Source organism: Parvibaculum sp. (assembly GCF_039973015.1).
GTDB lineage: Bacteria > Pseudomonadota > Alphaproteobacteria > Parvibaculales > Parvibaculaceae > Parvibaculum.
Genome location: NZ_JBDWLT010000002.1, coordinates 318,216 through 337,930, shown reverse-complemented (window position 1 = coordinate 337,930; position 19,715 = coordinate 318,216). Strand labels below are relative to the sequence as shown.

The window sequence follows — 19,715 nt, the reverse complement described above, 5'->3', positions numbered from 1 at the left end:
TGTGGATTCACATTTGAAGTGCAACAGTTTCTCCGAGAAGAGTTCGGCGGGGGTGCGGAAGTCAAGGCATTTGCGGGGCGTGTTGTTGTAGAGGGCGAGGAGGAGGTTGAAGCGGCTATCGGAGAGGGCTGCGAGATCGGTCTTTCGGGGCAGGAATCGTCGCATGCGTCCGATGGCATTTTCGACGCCGCCCTTCTGCCACGGGGCATGGGGATCGCAGAAGTAGGTGTCGAGATCGAGGGCATGAAGGTCGTAGTGGCGGGCGAACTCGGTACCGTTGTCGAAGGTGACTGTCTTGCGCAATGAGCCCGGCAGGGGTTCGAGCATGCGGGTCATGGCGCGGGCGACGATGACGGCCTTCTTGGCGGGGAGGCGCTTTGCGATCAGCAGGCGGGAGTGGCGGTCATGCAGCATGAGGATGTTCTGTCCGTATCTGGAGAAGGCCATGAGATCGGCTTCCCAGTGTCCGGGGAGGGATCGGTCGTTGGCCTGTACGGGGCGTTCGCTGACGGAGATACGCTGGGCCATATGCATCGCCGGGCTTCCGCCCTTGCCGGGCCTGCGCCCGCGCTTGTATTTGGCGCGGGGCAGATAGTGGCGCCAGGAGAAGTCGTTGTGGCGATCGATCTGGGCATAGACGAAGCGGTAGATGGTCTCGTGGCTGATGGCAGGGAGCTCGGGATCGCGTCTTGTGCGGCCTGCGATTTGCTCGGGCGACCATCCTCCTGCGAGGTGCCGGAGCACGTCCTCGCGCAGGGCCTTGTCGCGGTCGAGCTTGCTACCGGTCCATCGCCGGGCCCCGGCCTTTTGCTGGGCGAAGACCGGTTTGTAGGTGTCTTTGGCGGCGCCGTTGCGCTTCAGCTCACGGGCGACCGACGACGGCTGGCGATCCAGAGCTGCAGCGATTTGCCGGATCGAGCGCCCTTCGCCACGTAGGCGGGCAATCTCGCACCGGTCTTCCAGAGTGAACTGCTTGTATTTGTGCCCCATCGCAACACCTTAAGCCCAAGCTGGTGTTGCACTTCGTTTGTGAACTCAGGGGATCCATGGACGTCTCATGTCGCTGAAACGTGGATTGGGTCCCGGGGACAAGCCCCGGGATGACACCCTGTTTTTTACTCCGCCGCTTTGCCCGAAAGCGACTTGTTGGCCGCCTTGTTCGCGGCGTCGGCCTCTTCGAGATAAATCTCGCTTCCCGAGTTGCGGAATTCGGAGGCCATTTCCGCCATGCCGCTTTCCGCGTAGTCGCGGACTTCCTGCGTGATCTTCATGGAGCAGAATTTCGGCCCGCACATGGAGCAGAAATGCGCGACCTTATGCGCTTCCTTCGGCAGCGTGCGGTCGTGGAACTCCTTCGCCCGTTCGGGATCGAGCGCGAGGTTGAACTGGTCTTCCCAGCGGAACTCGAAACGCGCGCGTGACAGCGCATCGTCGCGAAGCTGCGCGGCGGGATGACCCTTCGCAAGGTCCGCCGCATGGGCTGCGATCTTGTAGGTGATGACGCCTTCCTTCACATCCGCGCGATCCGGCAGGCCCAGATGCTCCTTCGGCGTGACGTAGCAGAGCATGGCGCAGCCGAACCAGCCGATCATGGCGGCGCCGATGCCCGACGTGATGTGGTCGTAACCCGGCGCAATGTCGGTCGTCAGTGGCCCGAGCGTGTAGAAGGGCGCGCCGCCGCAATGCTTCAGCTGCTTGTCCATGTTGACCTTGATCTTGTGCATCGGCACATGACCCGGCCCTTCGATCATCACCTGGCAGCCCTTCTTCCACGCGATCTGCGTGAGTTCGCCCAGCGTTTCCAGTTCGGCGAATTGCGCTTCGTCGTTTGCGTCGGCAATAGAGCCGGGGCGAAGCCCGTCACCCAGCGAGAAGGACACATCATATTGGCGCATGATGTCGCAGATTTCCTCGAAGTGGGTGTAGAGGAAACTCTCCTTGTGATGCGCGAGGCACCACTTCGCCATGATGGAGCCGCCGCGCGACACGATGCCCGTCACGCGCTTCGCGGTGAGCGGGACATAGGCGAGGCGCACGCCCGCATGGATGGTGAAATAATCGACGCCCTGCTCCGCCTGCTCGATCAGCGTGTCGCGGTAAACCTCCCATGTGAGGTCTTCGGCAACGCCATCGACTTTTTCCAGCGCCTGATAGATCGGTACGGTGCCGATGGGGACGGGCGAATTGCGCACGATCCATTCGCGCGTGTTGTGAATGTTGCGGCCCGTGGACAGGTCCATGACATTGTCCGCGCCCCAGCGGATCGCCCAGACCATCTTGTCGACTTCTTCGGCGACGGATGAGGCGACGGCGGAATTGCCGATATTGGCGTTGATCTTCACGAGGAAGTTGCGGCCGATGATCATCGGCTCAAGCTCCGGGTGGTTGATGTTCGCCGGGATGATGGCGCGTCCCGCGGCGACCTCGTCGCGCACGAATTCAGGTGTGATGAATTCCGGCACATTGGCGCCGAAGCTCTCGCCCTCCGCAAGCTTGTGGGCCGCGTTTTCGAGCGCGGCCTTGCGGCCCATGTTTTCGCGCTCCGCGATATAGGCCATCTCGGCGGTGACGATGCCCGCTTTGGCGAACTCATATTGCGTGACCGGCTGGCCGGGAAGGCCCCGGCGCGGACGGTTCGCGACCGGGAAGGCGCGCGCGAGATGTTTGCTCCCGACATTGCCATTGTCTTCCGGCTTCACCTCGCGGCCATCGTAAAGCTCGGTATGCCCGCGCGCCTCGATCCAGGCTTCACGGTGGCGCGGCAAACCCTTTTCAACGTCGATGGCGGCTGCTGGATCGGTATAGGGGCCCGACGTGTCGTAGACGCGAACCGGCGGCTCCATTGCCGTCTCGTGCAGCGCAATCTCGCGGAAGGGGACTTTCAGATCGGGAAAGCCCTCCGGGCTCGTGAAAACCTTGCTGCTGGCAGGAAGCGGGCCGGTGGTGACGGCGAGTTCCGCCTCGGCCTTCGGTGTCTGGATATTCATCATGGATCTCCTCTGCGTGGCCCCGCGACGGGCGCATGTGGAAATCCGGGATTGAGCGGAGGTGGCGGCCATATTACGCGGCCAATGCCCGTCCCTTCGCCGGCATGACCCGGATCAGGTTTTAAGGGTGGTGATCCCGCGGCAGGATCATCTCAGCCGGTTGCGCCGGCCCCCCTCGGATTGCCGCGAGTGTGACTCGGGCGCTCGCGCGCGTAAAGGGAAGATCGGATAGACTGGCGAAAACAGCGAAGGAAATCCCATGACCGTCGAAATTGCCATGCTGTTCTGGGCCGCCGTGCTGGGGCTTGTGCAGGTGGGCGCGCAGGCGCTGGCCTATAAGCGCCAGGAAGGAAACGCCTATACGGTCGGCGCGCGGGACGAACATCGTCCCGCCACGGGACTTGCGGGCCGGACGGAACGCGCACTCCGCAACTATCTCGAAACCTTCCCCATATTCGCCGCCGTGATCCTCGCCGTCTACGCCACCGACCGCTCGAACGGATGGAGCGAGATCGGCGCGCAGGTCTATTTCTGGGGCCGCCTCGCCTATCTCCCGGCTTATGCAATCGGGCTTGCCTGGGTCAGAACGCTGATCTGGCTGATCGCGACAATGGGCATCGTGCTTTGCATGGTGCCGCTTTTCGACCGGGCGCTTATCGCAGCGCTGATGGAATGAGCGAATCGGTGAGTGAGGGTTCGATTCGATTCAGCCTACGGATGAAGTTCCACGTGGCAGGCGGCGCGAATCGGGCCTAAGCTTCCCGCCGGTGGCAATCAATAGGGGAGGAAACCCATGTCGATGGAAATGTGGTCGCTCGTATGGGGCGGCTTGCTTCTTTTTGTTCTCATAACCATGTCGGCCAATGCAAACGTGTCCGCGATGGGCATGGGCTGGGGCATCGGCAACCGCGATCAGGCGGCAACGACGACGGGATGGGGCGCCCGCGCGCGCCGCGCCTATCTGAACCATCTCGAAAACCTGCTGATCTATGCCTGTTTCGCAATCCCGCTGGTGATGGCGGGTGCAAGCTCGTCGCTGAGCGTACTCGGCGCGCAGATATTCATCATCGCCCGTGTGCTTTACGCCATCGTCTATGTGGCGGGCCTCACGGCGGCGGGCATCCGCACCATCTGCTGGTTCGCGGGCGTGGTCGGCTATGCGATGGTCTTCATCGCGCTGCTGCAGGCGACGATGTAACCACCGCATTCTTTCAACGAGAAAAGGCGCCGGAGTTTCCGGCGCCTTTTTTTGTGTTTCGCGTTTTCTTCAATCCGCGAAGGGATCCGTCATCAGGATCGTGTCGTCGCGGTCGGGCGAGGTGGAGAGAAGCGCGACGGGCGCCTCGATCAGCTCTTCCACGTAGCGGACATATTTGACGGCGGCCGCAGGAAGCTGAGCCCATGAACGCGCGCCCTGCGTGCTGTCCTGCCAGCCTTCGAGCGTTTCGTAGATCGGCGTCACCTTCTTCTGCGCATCCATGCCGGCCGGGAAATGGTCGAGGCGCTTGCCGTCGACTTCGTAGGCGACGCAGACTTTCAGCTCGTCGAAACCGTCCAGCACGTCGAGCTTCGTCAGCGCTATGCCGGTGATGCCGCCGGTCTTGATCGCCTGTCGGACCATGACGGCGTCGAACCAGCCGCAGCGGCGCTTGCGGCCCGTGACGGTGCCGAACTCGTGCCCGCGCTCGCCGAGCCGCTGGCCGGTCTCGTCGGTAAGCTCGCTCGGGAACGGGCCTTCGCCGACACGCGTCGTATAGGCCTTGGTGATGCCGAGGACATAGCCGATGGCGCCGGGACCGACACCGGAGCCGCCCGCCGCCTGCCCGGCCACCGTGTTCGACGAGGTGACGAAGGGATAGGTGCCGTGATCGACATCGAGCATGGTGCCCTGCGCACCCTCGAAAAGGATGCGCTGGCCCTTGCGCTTGGCTTCGTCGAGCACGTTCCAGACAGGCGCGACGAAGGGCAGGACGCGCGGCGCGATCTCTATCAGCGCCTCGACGATGGGGCCGGGCTGAAGTTCATCGAGATTGTTGCCACGGCGCAGCGCATTGTGATGCGCGAGGAGCCCCTCGACCTTGATGGGCAGCGTCGAGGGATCGGCAAGGTCGATCACGCGGATGGCGCGCCGGCCGGCCTTGTCTTCATAGGCAGGCCCGATGCCGCGCTTCGTGGTGCCGATCTTGACGCCGGAGTTCGAGCCTTCGCGCATCTCGTCGAGTTCACGGTGCACAGGCAGGATCAGGACGGCGTTTTCCGCGATCTTGAGATTTTCGGGCGTGACCGTGACGCCCTTGGAGGCAATCTCGTCCACTTCCTTGGCAAAGGCCCAGGGGTCCAGCACGACGCCATTGCCGAGGATCGAGAGCTTGCCCTTGCGCACGATGCCGGAAGGCAGCAGCGAGAGCTTGTAGGTGACACCATCGATGACGAGCGTATGGCCCGCATTATGACCGCCCTGGAAACGCACCACGACATCGGCGCGTTCCGACAGCCAGTCAACGATCTTGCCTTTGCCCTCGTCTCCCCACTGGGAGCCGACTACCGCCACATTTGCCATTTGTTTCAATGCCTTAGGAAGTGGGTGCCTGCCTGCGCGAGGCGTCCGCGCGGACCCCCAGACAAGCCGAAAGCCCCCTTGGCCTTTTGGGCCGGGGGCTTTGAGATTGTCTATCCGATCGGGAGGCCGATGGAAAGGACTTTGGCGACAGCAACGGCTATCCTTCCAGCCAGACCATCTTTCGGAGTTCGACCATGAGCTGGATGCCCGACAAGGAACCGGAACCCGGCGACCGTAAATCCTGCGATGCACTGGAATTCGCGATCGTGCCGAGGGCACGCGACATCGGCAATTTCGAGGTGCGGCGCGCGCTGCCGCAGGCGAAGAGGATGATGGTCGGCCCCTTCATCTTTCTCGACCAGATGGGCCCGGCCTCTATGCCCGCCGGTATCGGCATGGATGTGCGCCCCCACCCCCATATCGGCCTGTCGACCGTCACCTATCTCTTCGAAGGCGCGATCATGCATCGCGACAGCGAGGGCAATGCGCTCGAAATCCTGCCCGGCGCGATGAACCTGATGACGGCCGGACACGGCATCGCCCATTCGGAGCGGACGCCCGACGCCCGGCGCGCGAGCGGCCAACGGCTATCGGGCATGCAGAGCTGGATCGCATTGCCGAAGGCGCTGGAGGAAACCGATCCAGGTTTCCAGCACTACCCCGCCGACAGCCTGCCCGTGGTGACGGATGACGGCATGACGGCGCGCGTGATCGCGGGCGACATGTTCGGCAAACGCTCGCCAGTGAAGACGCTTTCCGACTGGTTCTATGCCGATGTGACGCTTGAGGCAGGCAAGAGTGTGCCGCTCGATACGGATTACGAGGAGCGCGCAATCTATGTCGCCGACGGCGCGGTGGAGATTGCAGGCGAGACCTTCGAGGGACCGCAGCTCCTGATCTTCCGCCCCGGCGACCGGATTACCGTGAAAGCCGCAGCAAAGACACGGATGATGCTTCTCGGCGGCGCGGCGCTGGAAGGGCCTCGCCACATCTGGTGGAACTTCGTATCGTCCAGCCGCGACCGCATCGAGCAGGCGAAGGAAGACTGGGTGCAAAAACGCTTCAAGGCGGTGCCCGGCGAAACGGAATCCATCCCCCTGCCCGAGCGGTAGGGTTTGCGAACGCGAGGAGAGTCCAATGGCGACCGAGCTGCATCTCGTCAGCAAGACAGGCATGTTCCAGGAAATGGAATCGCGCCAGCACCGCATGACGGCGGACGAGCCCGAAAACAATCACGGCACCGACAAGGGGCCCGCGCCTTATGAGTTGCTTCTCGCCTCGCTTGCCGCCTGCTCCTCGGCCACCTTGCGCATGTATGCCGGCCGCAAGGGCTTTGAGCTCGGAACGATCACGGCGGATCTCAAGTTCAAGCGCGATGCCGATGGCAACGAGAAGATCGAACGCGTGATCTCCTTCAGCGAGAACATTTCCGAAGAGCGGATGGAGCGCATTCGCGACATCATCGAAAAGACGCCCGTGACGAAGACGCTGAAGCGCGGCACGCCCATCGTCACAAGATTTGAATGACCTGACGATCCCGGCCATTTGCATCGAACATCGGGGAAACGACGGCAATGACCGAGAAGATCAGCGAGCTCACGCGCCGCATCGAGGCATTGCAGCTCGAACTGGAGGCGGAGGTCGCGCGGCAAGGTGCCGCCCTTCGCTACGGCCTCGAACATGGACGCGCCGTGTTCGAGCAGGAAGTCCTGCGGCGGCATCGTGAATTGCAGACGACGCTGACGCGCTATCTGCTGAATGCCCGGCCCCTCGTGGTGCTCACCGCCCCTGTCATCTATTCGCTGATCTTTCCGCTGGTGTTGCTGGATATCTTCGTCAGCATCTATCAAGCGGTCTGCTTTCCCGCCTATGGCATAGAGAAGGTGAAGCGGCGCGACTACATGATCTTCGACCGTGGCCACCTTGCCTATCTGAACCCGCTCGAAAAGCTGAACTGCGCCTATTGCTCTTATGCGAACGGGCTCATCGCCTATGTGCGCGAAGTCGCAGGCCGCACCGAGGCCTATTGGTGCCCGATCAAGCACGCGAAGAAAGCCGCCGGTGCGCATGAGCATTATCTCGGCTTCGTTGCCTATGGCGATGCAGACGCCTATCGCAAGAGGATTGCCGAGCTCGAAGAGGCCGCGCGCAAACCCTAGACGTGCATGGGCCAGCTCAGACGGCGCGCAACCCCCCAGTCGGCACCGACGGTGAAATGGCTCGCGCCGCGCAGGATCATGTTGACCCTGCCGTCGTCGTCGAGAAGCGGCATTTCGAGCGACTCCATCGCAAGCCAGGGACGCGCGATCCAGTCGAGCCGGGAAAGCCGCCGATAAGGGCGCATCTCCCACGCAACGGCGGCAAGGCCATCGAAAATCTCCCCGGCCATCTCGCCATAGATTTCCTCATCGACCCATTTGCCGGTGACGTCCCGCCCGAGCGACTCAACGATCTCCGAACCGATCAAGCGGTGCCGAAAAGCGAGAGGATCTTCATGGACATCGATCAGATGGACGATGGAGAGAATCGACGGAATCTCCATCGGCCTGATACTGCGGCGGGCCGGCGCCGGGCGATTGCCCCGCCGCTCGCGCCAATAGTCGAAAAGATGCGCCAGACGCGCATCCCTGAACATACCTTCCACAACACCCCCCGACGCACACACAAAACTCCGCGAAATACATGCAAAATCGCGGCATCAACCCGCCGGAACTGTAGCACGAAGTATGATCACACAAAATAAAACGGCGGGCCCGGAGGCCCGCCGTGTAACAGCGCCGTATGCGGAGCAATCAGAAGCTGAGCTCCTTCACCTGCACGACATGCGGCAGGGCCTGAATCTCGGCGATCGTACCGGCAGGCACATCGGCATCGACCTCGATGAGGCAGATCGCATCGCCACCGGCCGCCTCGCGGCCGAGGTTGAAGTTCGCGATGTTGATGCCGGCCTTGCCGAGCGTGGAGCCGAGCGCACCGATGAAGCCCGGCTTGTCCTGGTTCGTCACATAGAGCATGTGCGGGCCGATGGCCGCTTCCATGTTCACGCTCTTGATCTGGATGATGCGGGGCAGACCGCCGGAGAAGACCGTACCAGCGACCGAACGCTCCTGGTTTTCCGTTTTCACGGTGATGCGGATATAGGTTTCGTAGGCACCCTTCTGCTCGCGCTTTACCTCGGATACGTCGATGTTGCGTTCCTTGGCGATGACGGGCGCGGAAACCATGTTCACGTCTTCGAGCTGCGGCTTGAGCAGGCCCGTAAGCGCGGCATTGGTGAGGACACGCGTATTCATCTCCGCGACATCGCCTGCGAATTCGATGGTGACAGCGGAAATGCCGCTCTCGGTGAGCTGGCCCGCAAAGGAACCAAGCTGCTGGGCGAGCGTGAGAAACGGCGTGAGCTTCGGCGCTTCTTCCGCCGAAACGGCAGGCACGTTGATCGAGTTCGTGATCGCGCCGTTCAGAAGATAGTCCGCCATCTGTTCGGCAACCTGAAGCGCGACATTTTCCTGCGCCTCGGAGGTCGACGCGCCGAGATGCGGCGTGCAGATGACCTGCTCCATGCCGAAGAGTGCATTTTCCTTCGCGGGCTCTTCCTCGAACACGTCGAGTGCGGCACCTGCAACATGCCCGGACTCGATAGCCGCCTTCAGGTCGGCTTCGACGATCAGACCGCCACGCGCGCAATTGACGATACGGACGCCCTTCTTGCACTTGGCGATGTTTTCCGCATTGAGGATGTTGCGGGTCTTGTCGGTAAGCGGCGTGTGCAGCGTGATGAAATCGGCGCGCTTGAGAAGCTCGTCAAGCTCGACCTTTTCCACGCCGATATCCTGCGCGCGCTCGGGCGTGAGGAACGGATCGAAAGCAATGACCTTCATGCGAAGGCCGATGCCGCGATCGGCGACGATGGAGCCGATATTGCCGCAGCCAATGACGCCAAGCACCTTGCCGGTGACTTCGACACCCATGAACTTCGACTTCTCCCACTTGCCTGCATGAGTGGAAGCATTCGCCTGCGGGATGTCGCGGGCGAGCGAAAGCATCATGGCGATGGCGTGTTCGGCAGTGGTGATCGAGTTGCCGAAAGGCGTATTCATGACGATGACGCCGGCTGCGGTCGCGGCCGGGAGATCGACATTATCGACGCCGATGCCGGCGCGGCCGACAACCTTGAGGTTTTTCGCCGCTTCGAGAACGGGCGGCGTCACCTTCGTGGCCGAGCGAATGGCAAGACCGTCATACTCGCCGATGATCTTGATGAGTTCGTCCCGGTCGAGACCGGTCTTCACGTCCACATCGATACCGCGATCCTTGAAGATCTGCACGGCGGCGGGGGACAGCTTGTCGGAAATCAGAACCTTGGGCATTCATGCCTCCTGGTTGGATAGGCGCCTTTCCCGGCGGGGCGCGATGCCCGCCGGATCAGGACCGAAAACGAATGAAATGACTTACGCCGCTGCCTTGAGCGAGGCGATGGCTTCCGCAAAGGCCCAGTCGAGCCAGGGCATCAGCGCACGCATATCGGTCGTTTCGACCGTTGCGCCCGCCCAGATGCGAAGGCCGGCTGGAGCGTCGCGATAACCCGCGATGTCGTTCGCCACACCTTCCTTGTCGAGAAGATCGGCGATCTTCTTGGCGAAGGCGACCTGCTCGTCATCGGAGAGAGCGGTGACGCGCTCATCGACGATCTTGAGGCAGACGGAGGTGTTGGACCGGGTATCGATTTCCTTCGCGAGGAAATCGGCCCAGGGGGTGCGTCCGACCCATTCGGCGATGACGGCGGTGTTCGCATCGGCGCGGCCGATCAGCGACTTGAGACCACCGATCGAGTCTGCCCAGTTGAGGGCATCGAGATAATCCTCGACGCAGATCATGGACGGCGTGTTGATCGTCTCTCCCTTGAAGATGCCTTCAATGAGCTTGCCGCCCTTGGTCATGCGGAAGATCTTCGGCAGCGGCCATGCGGGCGTGTAGCTCTCAAGGCGTTCGACGGCGCGCGGAGAAAGGATCAGCACGCCATGCGCGGCTTCGCCGCCCAGCGCCTTCTGCCAGGAGAAGGTCACGACATCGAGCTTTGCCCATGCGAGATCCTGCGCGAAAGCAGCCGAGGTCGCATCGCAGATCGTGAGGCCCTGACGGTCGTCCGGGATCCACTCGCCATTCGGCACACGGACGCCGGAAGTCGTTCCGTTCCAGGTAAAGACGACGTCATTGTCGAAATTCACATCGGCAAGATCGGGAAGTTCGCCATAGGGCGCTTTCAGGATGCGGGCATCCTTGAGCTTGAGCTGTTTCACGACATCCGTGACCCAGCCTTCGCCGAAGCTTTCCCAGGCGAGCATGTCGACGCCGCGCGCGCCGAGCATCGACCAGAGCGCCATTTCAACGGCGCCCGTGTCGGAGGCGGGCACGATGCCGATGCGGTAATCGGCGGGCACGCCGAGTACGCTGCGGGTCTTTTCAATGGCGTCGGCGAGGCGCACCTTGCCCGGCCTGGAGCGATGGCTGCGGCCCACAAGGGCATTTTCGAGATTTGTGATGGTCCAGCCGGGGCGCTTGGCGCAGGGGCCGGAAGAGAAGTGCGGATTGGCCGGACGCACGTCCGGACGCTCGGTAGCGGTCATTTGCAACCTATCCTTTCAGATAGCTGCCCCTCGGTGGGGAGGGGTGTCCCGCCGCTGCGTATATGCCGGTGCCGGACCCAAGTCAAATGACAGCCCTGTGGCTGAAAGGCGCATTGCATGGAACCCGCAGTATTCCGCGGCATTGAGTGTGGTAGGACGTAATCCGCAAAAAAACCCGCCGGGAATCGCCTTTGCCGCCCTCAATGTCACGCTGGCTCATGCTGGCCATCCTCGTTGCCCTCTGGGGCTCGGCCTTCGCCTTCGCGAAGATCGCCGTTGCCACCGTGGCGCCGGAATGGACCATGGCCGGACGGCTCACCGCCGGCGCTTTCCTGCTGCTTCCGCTCGCTCTATGGGCGGGCGTGAGGTTTCCGCGCGCGGGCGGAGAATGGGGCTGGCTCGCGGCGCTCGCGCTTGTCGGCAATATCGCCCCCTTCTTCGCGATAAGCTGGGGGCAGCAATATGTGCCCTCGGCGCTGGCTGGCATCCTGATCGGCTTTACGCCGCTTGCAACGCTCGTGCTGGCGCATTTTCTTATCGAGGACGAGCGCATCACGCCGCTGCGCGCCGCAGGTTTCGTCATCGGCTTTACAGGCCTTGTTATCGTGCTCGGCCCGCGCGCCCTCACCGACCTGACGGCGGGCGGCGAAAGACTGTTCGGCCAGTTCGCCATACTCGCTGGCGCCTTCTTTTTCGCCTGCAACAACGTCATGGCGCGGCGCGCGCCGGAGATGCCGCTACTCGTGAAGTCCTCCGGCGTCATGCTGGCGGGTGCCCTCGCAGGCACGGCCCTTGCCAGCGCGGTCACATCGCCCCTGTCTCTCGGAGAGGCGAGCACCGCCTCGCTGCTCGGCATTGCCGGGCTCGGCATCTTCTCGACCGGGCTTGCCGCCCTCGTCTTCTTCCGGCTGGTGGACAAGGCGGGCGCGACTTTTGTTTCGCTGACCAACTATCTGGTGCCTGTCTTTGCGGCTGTGGCGGGCTTCCTCATTTTCGATGAGGAATTGAAGCTCCGTGTACTGATGGGGCTTGCACTCATTCTGGCGGGCATTGCAGTGAGTGAGTGGCACCGCAAGGTCAGAGAACAAGCGCGGCACCCACGCTTGCGACCATGAAGAGGGAGGCCGCCACGGCAACGAACCGCATGACACGCGGATCGCGCACGAAGAGACGGATCGCATCGCCGCCAAGCCCCCAGAGAGACGTCGCCATCATCATGGTGGCGATGCAGAGCGCAGCGAGAATGATGGCCTGTGGCGCATAAGGGCTGTCCGGCGCAACGAAGACCGAAAAGACCATGACAACCTGGACATAGGCCTTCGGATTCACCGGGTGAAGCGCCACGCCTGCCCAGAAGGAGGGCGCGATGTCGAGCACAGACCCGCCGAAGCCCGCCCGGACCAGCTTCCATGCAAGCCAGCAGATATAGGCAAAACCGACAAATTTCAGCGTGAGAAAAAGGGTTGGCAGCGCGACAAAGAGCGCGCCCAGTCCCAGCGCGCCCGCCGCGACAACGGCAAGCCCGCCCGTCCAAACCCCGACGAGATAGGGCAGCGCACGCGACAACCCCACCGACGCGCCGATGGACAGAAGACTGAGATTGGCCGGACCGGGCGTAAAGCTCATGGTCGCAATAAAAAACGCACCGAGAGTGAGTGCTTCGAGTGACATGACTGCACCGCCATGAAAGAAGACTAGAAGGAAATTTCGGCCTTCATGAAATCCGCACAACGCCCGCGCAGGATCACGCGCTCGCCTGCATCGCTGCACCAGAGTGTGCCGCCACGTTTCGAGACCTGGCGCGCAACGAGATCGCTCTTGCCGAGCTTCTTCGCCCAATAGGGAACGCTGGTGCAATGCGCAGAGCCCGTTACCGGGTCTTCGTCGATCCCGTGCGCAGGCGCAAAGAAGCGCGAAACGAAATCGATGCCATCCTCGCCCGGCGCCGTCGCGACAAGCCCGGCATTGAGCGGTTCAAGCAGCTTGCCAAGCGCCGGAAAGTCGGGCTTCAGCGCCACCACTTCTTCTGCCCTGTCGAAAACCGCCATCAGGTTCGAGGTCTTCGCCCAGACGAGCGGCTTCGCGCCGAGCGCTTCGGCAATCGCTTCCGGCGCAGGGTAAGGCTTCGGCTTCGCCGCCGGGAAGTCCATCGACAGCTTGTCGCCCTCGCGGCTGACGACAAGCGTTCCGCTGCGCGTTTCAAAACGGATTTCCGGCTCCGAATATCCAAGATGCGCGAAAAGGACATGAGCCGAGGCGAGCGTCGCATGGCCGCAAAGATCGACCTCGACCGTGGGCGTGAACCAGCGCAGGCGGTACGCCTCTCCTTCGGGCGCCAGGAAGGCCGTCTCCGCGAGATTGTTCTCTGCGGCGATGGCCTGCATGACCTCCACGGAAGGCCAGACGTCGAGCGGCACGATGGCCGCCGGATTGCCCTCGAAGACACGATCCGCGAAGGCGTCGACCTGATAGAGAACCGCTTTCATCGTTCCGCTCCGTTTCCTCAATCACCATATTGTATCAATACAATATTGAGTGAATGACTGTTGAAATCAGCTAAAAACACTGATTGTCACCGAAACAGGAACATGATTGACTCCAGAAATGGATTCAATGAGTTTATTGTTACCATGACAATTTCAATCTTCGACCTGCGAAACGTTGCCGCCCGGCCAGGCCCGCGCTACCGCGCCATCGCCGACCAGTTGCGCGATGCGATCCGCGCAGGAACCGTCGCTCCCGGTACGCGGCTGCCACCGCTACGCGACCTCGCCCATGAGCTTGGCGTCACCGTCGGCACCGTGTCACGCGCCTATGCATTGGCGGCAAGCCGGGGAGAGGTCTCCGGCGAGGTGGGGCGCGGCACCTATGTGCTTGGTCTCGGCTCCGCCGCACAGACGGGAACGGGTGTCGGCTCCGCCGCCTTCCTGACCATGCCGGAAGCAACGGAAGCGGCAATGAAGGCAGCCCTCGCCCCGCCGGTCGGGCAGACGGAGATTGCAGGCGCGGCAATGGCGGCGCTGCTTGCGGAACTGCCCGGCCGGGACGCCCCCTCCCCCTTCAACACCTATCTCGTGCCGGGCGGCGAAGAGCAGCATCGGCGCGCCGCGGCACATTGGCTTTCCTTCGATGATTTCACACCGCAGCCCGGCGGCATTCTGATCTGCTCAGGCACGCAACAGGCGATCCTCACATCGATCCTCGCGGCGACGGAACCGGGCGACCTGATCCTCACCGAGGAGCTCACCTATCATGCGATGGTGCAGCAGGCAGGACAGATGGGCCGCCGCGTCGCCCCCGTGGATATCGACGAAGAAGGCATGATACCGCAGGCGCTTGAACGTGCGCTTCGCGAGCAGAAGCCAGCGGCCATCTTCATTGTGCCGACATTGCAGAACCCGACAGGCGCTATCATGAGTGAGGGACGGCGGCGCAAGATCGCGGAACTTGCGATTGCGCATGATGTTTCGATCATCGAGGACGATATTTACGGCGTACTCGCCACCGATCGCCCTTCTCCCATCGCGCAATTCGCACCGGACCACACCTGGTATGCGACCAGCCTCGCAAAATCGGTCGGATGCGGCCTGCGCATCGGCTTTCTCATTCCGCCATCGCGCTTGCTGGAGCGCGCACGCGCCATCCAGAACGGCTTCGGCCAGACCGTGCCGCCGCTCATGGCGGAACTCGCCAGCCGGCTCATCGAAACAGGCGATGCCGCCACATTGTGCGAGCGCATTCGCAGCGAGATGGCGGCACGTCACGAAATGACGGCAAAGGCGCTCGGCACCGAACGCGTTACCGCTCACCCGGCTGCGCTTTATGCCTGGGTGGAACTGCCCGACACATGGCGCGCGCACGGTTTCGTGGAAGCCGCACGAACACGCGGCGTCGCCATTGCCGCGGGCGAGGATTTCATGGTCGGGCGCGCGGATCGCGCCTCGCGTCACGTGCGGCTCGCCATCGGCCAGCCACAAACGCGCGACGAACTTGCGCGTGGCCTTGCCGTCGTGACGTCGCTGCTCAGCGAATCCCATATCGGGATCGTGGAACCTGCGTGAGCCTGCTGAAGATTTAGAAGGCCGCTGTCTTCCGGTCGACGCATCGCGTTGCTAGGCTTGCTGCAAGGAGGCCGCCATGACCGCACGGACACACCAGCCGCTGCTCATACGTCCCGTTTTGCCCGACGAATGCGAGACGCTTTCCGCACTTGCGCAGGAGTCGAAGGCCCATTGGGGCTATGACGACGACTTCATGAATCTTTGCCGCGACGAATTGAAAGTGACGCCGGAGAAAATCGCGCGCTTTCGCATGCGCGTGGCGCAGGCGGGACGCGAGATCGCAGGCTTTTCCGCAACGCGCTATCACGACGGCGCGGCAGATGTGGAGGAATTCTTTGTCGCGCCACGTTACATCGGCACCGGCATCGGCCACCGGCTGATGCTCGATATGCTCGACCATGCACGCCGCCACGGCGTTCACCGGGTGACGGTGGAAGCAGATCCGAACGCGACAGACTTCTACGAACGCGAAGGTTTCAGCGTCTGCGGGGAAGCGCCTTCCGGTTCCGTGCCGGGACGGAAGCTGCCGCTGATGCAGCGCAAGATCTGAGGTTCAATCGTCGTCCTCATCGCCGGTCTCGTCATTCCCGTCGTCATTGACTGCGGCGAGGAAGTTGAGCGGGCCGTAGCCCTTTCCAAAACCCGGCGCCGTGCGGATCGCCTCATGCACATAGTCGCGGGCCGCGGCAACGGCGGCAGTAAGCTCCACCCCCTGCGCGAGAAGGCCCGCAATGGCAGAGGCGAGCGTGCAACCCGTGCCATGCGTATGGCGCGTGTCGATGCGGGGCGAGGAGAATATCTGGATCGTCTCCTGCGTCGCCAGCACGTCGAAAATGAGATCGCCGGAGAGATGCCCGCCCTTCACGAGAACGGCTTCGGCGCCGAGACCGAGAAGCGCATCGGCCGCCGCCTTCTGCCCCTCCACATCCACGATCTTGCGGCCGGTGAGCACTTCCGCCTCCGGCACATTGGGCGTGACAAGCGTCGCAAGCGGGATCAGCACCTCGCGGATTGCAGCCACGGCTGAATCTTCCAGCAATGACGCGCCGCCCTTCGCAATCATGACCGGGTCGACAACGAGAACCGGACTTTCCTCGCCGCGTGAAAGTTCCTCCGCCACTGCCTCCACGATGTCCGCATTGTGAAGCATGCCCGTCTTGATGACGTCCGCACCGATATCCTCAAGCACCGCACGCATCTGCCCGACAACGACGTCGAGCGGCACTTCGTGAATGCCGGTGACGCCGAGCGTATTCTGCACGGTGATCGCGGTGACGGCTGTCATGGCAAAACCGCCCATCGCGGTGACGGCCTTGATGTCGGCCTGGATGCCCGCGCCGCCGCCCGAATCCGAGCCCGCCACGATGAGCACGCGGCCCTGGGGAAGAGATGTCATTGATTTGATCCGCGAAAATGCTGCCGTAAATCAGGCGGCATTATGCTCGATTACGGCGGCGATGTCGTTGACGACGGCAGCAACGAGCTTCTCGTCATCGCCTTCCGCCATGACGCGAATGAGCGGCTCCGTGCCGGACTTGCGGATGACGAGACGGCCGCCCGCGCCGAGCCTGTTCTCGCCCTCGCGGATTGCTTCCTGAACGTCCTTGTCCTTCAGGGGCTCTCCCTTCCTGAAGCGCACATTCTTGAGGAGCTGCGGCAGCGGGTCGAAGACATGGGTGAGCTCGCTGACCGGCTTGTCGCTCGCCTTCATGACGGAAAGCACCTGCAACGCAGCAATGAGGCCGTCGCCCGTGGTCGAGAAATCCTTGAGCACGATATGGCCGGATTGCTCGCCGCCGACATTGAAGCCGTGCTGGCGCATATGTTCGACGACATAGCGGTCGCCGACCTGCGTCCGAATGAGGTCGAGATCGAGCGACTTCAGATAACGCTCGAGACCGAGATTGGACATGACGGTCGCAACGACACCCGGCGCCGACAATGTGCCCATATCCTTCCAGTGACGCGCGATGAGACCCATGATCTGATCGCCATCGACAACCTTGCCGCGTTCATCCGCGATGATGACGCGGTCGGCATCCCCGTCCAGCGCGATACCGATATCGGCGCGGCGCTCGCGCACCGTGGCGCACATGCGCTCCGGCGAGGTCGAGCCGCATTCGTCGTTGATATTGAAACCATCCGGGCTCGCGCCGACGGTCACCACTTCGGCGCCGAGTTCCCAGAGCACGGCGGGCGCGACCTTGTAGGCAGCGCCATTCGCGCAGTCGATCACGATCCGCAAACCTTCGAGCGTCTGCTGCTTGGGCAGCGTGTGCTTCACATGTTCGATGTAGCGCGCCTGCGCATCGTCGATGCGTTTCGCGCGGCCAAGCTCACGCGGCCCGGCCAGATTATCGGCAAGGCCATTATCCATGTGGTGCTCGATGGCAAGTTCCACCTCATCCGACAGCTTGAAACCATCGGGACCGAACAGCTTGATGCCATTGTCCTGGAAGGAATTATGCGAGGCGGAAATCATCACGCCGAGATCGGCCCGCAGCGAGCGCGTCAGCATGGCGACGGCGGGCGTCGGCAACGGGCCGAACAGAAAGACATCCATGCCCATGGACGTAAAGCCGGCGGTGAGCGCGGGCTCCAGCATATAGCCGGAGAGGCGCGTATCCTTGCCGATCACCACACGATGGCGATGCTCGCCACGACGGAAAACGCGGCCAGCGGCCATGCCGACGCGCAGTGCGGTTTCCGCGGTCATGTATCCGGCATTGGCAGTGCCCCGGATTCCATCGGTGCCAAAATATTTGCGGCCCATGAATTGAACGGTCCTCGCGCCCTGTCTAGGTCTGTGCTTCACCGCAACCTGCCAAATGCCCCCACGGCCCCGGCATGTACGCCTACGAAACTGTCATGCAAACAATATGTGGCGAATATAGGAATCTATGCGCCGATTGCAGTTAAATAATTCTTGCCAAATCTTTCAGAGCCCGCCGAAAGGCGTCTCGAAGCGGGCCATGACGGCCAGTGCATCGGCAAGGGGTGCCGGTTCATGGGTTCGAATCATCGCCGCCCCCCGCTGGACGGCCAGAAGCTCGGCGGCGAGCGTTGCCGCCCCCGCCTCCCCCGGCGCACGGCCTGTGACCGCCCGCAGAAAGGATTTCCGCGAGACGGAGATGAAGACCGGCAACCCGAAACGCTCGCAGAGTTCATCTATGCGCGAGAGAACCTCGAAGGAAGTTTCCGGCTTCGGCCCCAGAAAGAACCCCATGCCCGGATCGAGGACGAGCCGGTCGCGGGCGATGCCCGCCGCTTCAAGCGCCGCGAGCCGCGCTGCGAAGAAGGCGCTCACATGCTCCACGATATCGCCCTCGGGCGCCTCGCGCCGGTCGGCATTACCCTCGCGCTGGATCGAATGCATGAGAACGAGCTTCGCGTGGCTTGCGGCCAGAGAAGGATAGAAAGCCGCATCCGCAAAGCCGCGAATGTCGTTGAGGAAAGACGCGCCATACGCAAGCGCAAAGCCCTGCGTCTCGGAACGAAAGCTGTCGATGGAGAGCGGGATGCCTTCGCTCGCCAGCGCCTCGATGACAGGCGCGAGGCGGTGGATCTCTTCTTCGGCCGGCACAGGCGCCGCATCCGGGTTCGACGAGGCGGGGCCGAGATCGATCACATCCGCACCCTCCTTCACCAGCCTGCGCGCATGAGCGATGGCGGCATCGGCAGCGAGGTATTTCCCGCCATCGGAAAAGCTGTCCGGCGTGATGTTGACGATGCCGAAAATAAGGGGGCGCTGGCGCATGGCTTGTTCTAGCACGGCCTTCCTCAGGCGACGAAAAAAGCTCAGTCGGGCAGGTCTTCCCCTGCACCGAGCCCCATGGCACTGCGCACGAGATGTTCGATCACCGCATCGAATTCACGCGGCGTTGCTCCCGAGAATTTCATGAGCGCAACGGTGTGACCGCCGCCAAGATAGGCGCGCGCCGCCGCCCTGGCATTCAGCGCGGGCGGGATGACACCCTCCTGCTTGCCCCGCTCGAGAAGCTGCTGCGCAATTCCGTGCAAGCGGTCCAGCAACGCCATGTAGCGCGGCCAGACATCCGCCCGTACGCCCGTACTCCAGTCGAGCCAGACCTTGATTATGTCGGGCTTCTCCCTGGCCGCATTGGAGAAGTTGACCGCAAGCGACCGGAGCGCCTGTTGAACGGATTTGCGCCCGCCAAGCGCGGTGGAGACGACCTCAATCAAATAAGCCTCGACCTCGCCGAGGACGGCGGCCACGAGATCCTCCCGCGTCCGGAAATAGGAGTGAACCGCCGGGACCGAAACACCCGCCCGCTCGGCGACATGGCTATGCGTGGCCCGCGCCAGACCGTTCTCCGCGAAGGCCGCCAAGGCACATTCGAGAAGCTGCGCACGGCGCGCTTCCGGCGTGAGCCTCGTGCGGACGGTTCTGGCAGGACGGGTCACAAGACAGGTTCTCCCTCGGGAATCGGCTGATTTCTGCGGCAAGTATAGACGGGCG

At 62.7% G+C, this 19,715-nt stretch carries 20 protein-coding genes and 1 riboswitch; of the genes, 8 read left to right on the top strand and 12 right to left on the bottom strand.

Annotation, left to right across the window (positions count from 1 at the left end):
• Together ABJO61_RS01900 and thiC are read right to left on the bottom strand one after the other, a co-directional pair.
• Positions 1 to 990 (bottom strand): IS30 family transposase (locus ABJO61_RS01900; protein ID WP_348330639.1); only part of this gene is annotated, 990 nt, incomplete at its 3' end.
• A gap of 125 nt (positions 991 to 1,115) precedes the next feature.
• Positions 1,116 to 2,987 (bottom strand): phosphomethylpyrimidine synthase ThiC, encoded by a 1,872-nt coding sequence (gene thiC, locus ABJO61_RS01895; protein ID WP_348324979.1) that lies wholly within the window; start codon positions 2,985 to 2,987, stop codon positions 1,116 to 1,118.
• Positions 2,988 to 3,061: 74 nt separating this feature from the next.
• A riboswitch (TPP riboswitch) is annotated at positions 3,062 to 3,173 on the bottom strand.
• A 73-nt stretch (positions 3,174 to 3,246) separates the two neighbouring features.
• Here thiC and ABJO61_RS01890 point away from each other — a divergent pair.
• Entirely contained in the window at positions 3,247 to 3,663 is a 417-nt protein-coding gene (locus ABJO61_RS01890) for an MAPEG family protein (RefSeq protein ID WP_348324926.1), read from the top strand.
• Between the two features lie 117 nt (positions 3,664 to 3,780).
• Positions 3,781 to 4,185 carry an MAPEG family protein gene (locus ABJO61_RS01885; protein ID WP_348324924.1) on the top strand — a complete coding sequence of 135 codons (405 nt, stop codon included), beginning with the start codon at positions 3,781 to 3,783 and terminating at the stop codon, positions 4,183 to 4,185.
• A gap of 69 nt (positions 4,186 to 4,254) precedes the next feature.
• Here ABJO61_RS01885 and ABJO61_RS01880 read toward each other — a convergent pair whose 3' ends face one another.
• Positions 4,255 to 5,547: an adenylosuccinate synthase gene (locus ABJO61_RS01880; RefSeq protein WP_348324923.1), complete on the bottom strand. Its 1,293-nt coding sequence runs from the start codon at positions 5,545 to 5,547 to the stop codon at positions 4,255 to 4,257.
• Positions 5,548 to 5,741: 194 nt separating this feature from the next.
• Between ABJO61_RS01880 and ABJO61_RS01875 the strand changes: the two genes are divergently transcribed.
• The 3 genes from ABJO61_RS01875 to ABJO61_RS01865 are packed head-to-tail and all read left to right on the top strand — an operon-like array spanning position 5,742 to position 7,706.
• On the top strand, positions 5,742 to 6,659 hold the full coding sequence (locus ABJO61_RS01875; RefSeq protein WP_348324921.1) for a pirin family protein: 918 nt from the start codon (positions 5,742 to 5,744) through the stop codon (positions 6,657 to 6,659).
• Between the two features lie 25 nt (positions 6,660 to 6,684).
• The gene (locus ABJO61_RS01870; RefSeq protein WP_348324919.1) at positions 6,685 to 7,074 is read left to right on the top strand and encodes an OsmC family protein; all 390 of its coding nucleotides are present in this window, start codon (positions 6,685 to 6,687) and stop codon (positions 7,072 to 7,074) included.
• A 47-nt stretch (positions 7,075 to 7,121) separates the two neighbouring features.
• The gene (locus tag ABJO61_RS01865) at positions 7,122 to 7,706 is read left to right on the top strand and encodes a hypothetical protein (RefSeq protein ID WP_348324917.1); all 585 of its coding nucleotides are present in this window, start codon (positions 7,122 to 7,124) and stop codon (positions 7,704 to 7,706) included.
• Here ABJO61_RS01865 and ABJO61_RS01860 read toward each other — a convergent pair.
• The 3 genes from ABJO61_RS01860 to ABJO61_RS01850 all read right to left on the bottom strand — a co-directional run bounded on the left by ABJO61_RS01860 (position 7,703) and on the right by ABJO61_RS01850 (position 11,174).
• Entirely contained in the window at positions 7,703 to 8,182 is a 480-nt protein-coding gene (locus ABJO61_RS01860) for a PAS domain-containing protein (RefSeq protein WP_348324977.1), read from the bottom strand. The two genes, ABJO61_RS01865 and ABJO61_RS01860, sit on opposite strands and share 4 nt — an antisense overlap.
• A gap of 157 nt (positions 8,183 to 8,339) precedes the next feature.
• The gene (gene serA, locus ABJO61_RS01855; protein ID WP_348324915.1) at positions 8,340 to 9,917 is read right to left on the bottom strand and encodes a phosphoglycerate dehydrogenase; all 1,578 of its coding nucleotides are present in this window, start codon (positions 9,915 to 9,917) and stop codon (positions 8,340 to 8,342) included.
• A gap of 81 nt (positions 9,918 to 9,998) precedes the next feature.
• Positions 9,999 to 11,174, bottom strand: coding sequence for a phosphoserine transaminase (locus ABJO61_RS01850; RefSeq protein WP_348324913.1), 1,176 nt, complete (start codon positions 11,172 to 11,174; stop codon positions 9,999 to 10,001).
• Between the two features lie 203 nt (positions 11,175 to 11,377).
• Between ABJO61_RS01850 and ABJO61_RS01845 the strand changes: the two genes are divergently transcribed.
• Positions 11,378 to 12,289: a DMT family transporter gene (locus tag ABJO61_RS01845; protein ID WP_348324911.1), complete on the top strand. Its 912-nt coding sequence runs from the start codon at positions 11,378 to 11,380 to the stop codon at positions 12,287 to 12,289.
• On the opposite strand, the gene ABJO61_RS01840 is transcribed toward ABJO61_RS01845, so the two are convergent.
• Both ABJO61_RS01840 and ABJO61_RS01835 read right to left on the bottom strand, forming a co-directional pair.
• Positions 12,252 to 12,845, bottom strand: coding sequence for a LysE family translocator (locus ABJO61_RS01840; protein ID WP_348324909.1), 594 nt, complete (start codon positions 12,843 to 12,845; stop codon positions 12,252 to 12,254). The two genes, ABJO61_RS01845 and ABJO61_RS01840, sit on opposite strands and share 38 nt — an antisense overlap.
• A gap of 23 nt (positions 12,846 to 12,868) precedes the next feature.
• Positions 12,869 to 13,660, bottom strand: a complete 792-nt coding sequence (locus ABJO61_RS01835) for a PhzF family phenazine biosynthesis protein (RefSeq protein ID WP_348324907.1) — start codon at positions 13,658 to 13,660, stop codon at positions 12,869 to 12,871.
• Between the two features lie 144 nt (positions 13,661 to 13,804).
• Between ABJO61_RS01835 and ABJO61_RS01830 the strand changes: the two genes are divergently transcribed.
• Together ABJO61_RS01830 and ABJO61_RS01825 are read left to right on the top strand one after the other, a co-directional pair.
• The gene (locus tag ABJO61_RS01830; protein ID WP_348324905.1) at positions 13,805 to 15,235 is read left to right on the top strand and encodes a PLP-dependent aminotransferase family protein; all 1,431 of its coding nucleotides are present in this window, start codon (positions 13,805 to 13,807) and stop codon (positions 15,233 to 15,235) included.
• A 76-nt stretch (positions 15,236 to 15,311) separates the two neighbouring features.
• Positions 15,312 to 15,785: a GNAT family N-acetyltransferase gene (locus ABJO61_RS01825; RefSeq protein ID WP_348324903.1), complete on the top strand. Its 474-nt coding sequence runs from the start codon at positions 15,312 to 15,314 to the stop codon at positions 15,783 to 15,785.
• Positions 15,786 to 15,788: 3 nt separating this feature from the next.
• On the opposite strand, the gene thiD is transcribed toward ABJO61_RS01825, so the two are convergent.
• The 4 genes from thiD to ABJO61_RS01805 all read right to left on the bottom strand — a co-directional run bounded on the left by thiD (position 15,789) and on the right by ABJO61_RS01805 (position 19,660).
• Positions 15,789 to 16,631: a bifunctional hydroxymethylpyrimidine kinase/phosphomethylpyrimidine kinase gene (gene thiD / locus ABJO61_RS01820; protein ID WP_348324901.1), complete on the bottom strand. Its 843-nt coding sequence runs from the start codon at positions 16,629 to 16,631 to the stop codon at positions 15,789 to 15,791.
• A 30-nt stretch (positions 16,632 to 16,661) separates the two neighbouring features.
• Complete coding sequence (gene glmM, locus ABJO61_RS01815; protein ID WP_348324899.1) at positions 16,662 to 18,008, bottom strand: phosphoglucosamine mutase; 1,347 nt, start codon at positions 18,006 to 18,008, stop codon at positions 16,662 to 16,664.
• A 165-nt stretch (positions 18,009 to 18,173) separates the two neighbouring features.
• Complete coding sequence (gene folP, locus ABJO61_RS01810) at positions 18,174 to 18,992, bottom strand: dihydropteroate synthase (RefSeq protein WP_348324898.1); 819 nt, start codon at positions 18,990 to 18,992, stop codon at positions 18,174 to 18,176.
• Between the two features lie 41 nt (positions 18,993 to 19,033).
• On the bottom strand, positions 19,034 to 19,660 hold the full coding sequence (locus tag ABJO61_RS01805; RefSeq protein ID WP_348324896.1) for a TetR/AcrR family transcriptional regulator: 627 nt from the start codon (positions 19,658 to 19,660) through the stop codon (positions 19,034 to 19,036).
• Positions 19,661 to 19,715 lie beyond the last annotated feature (55 nt).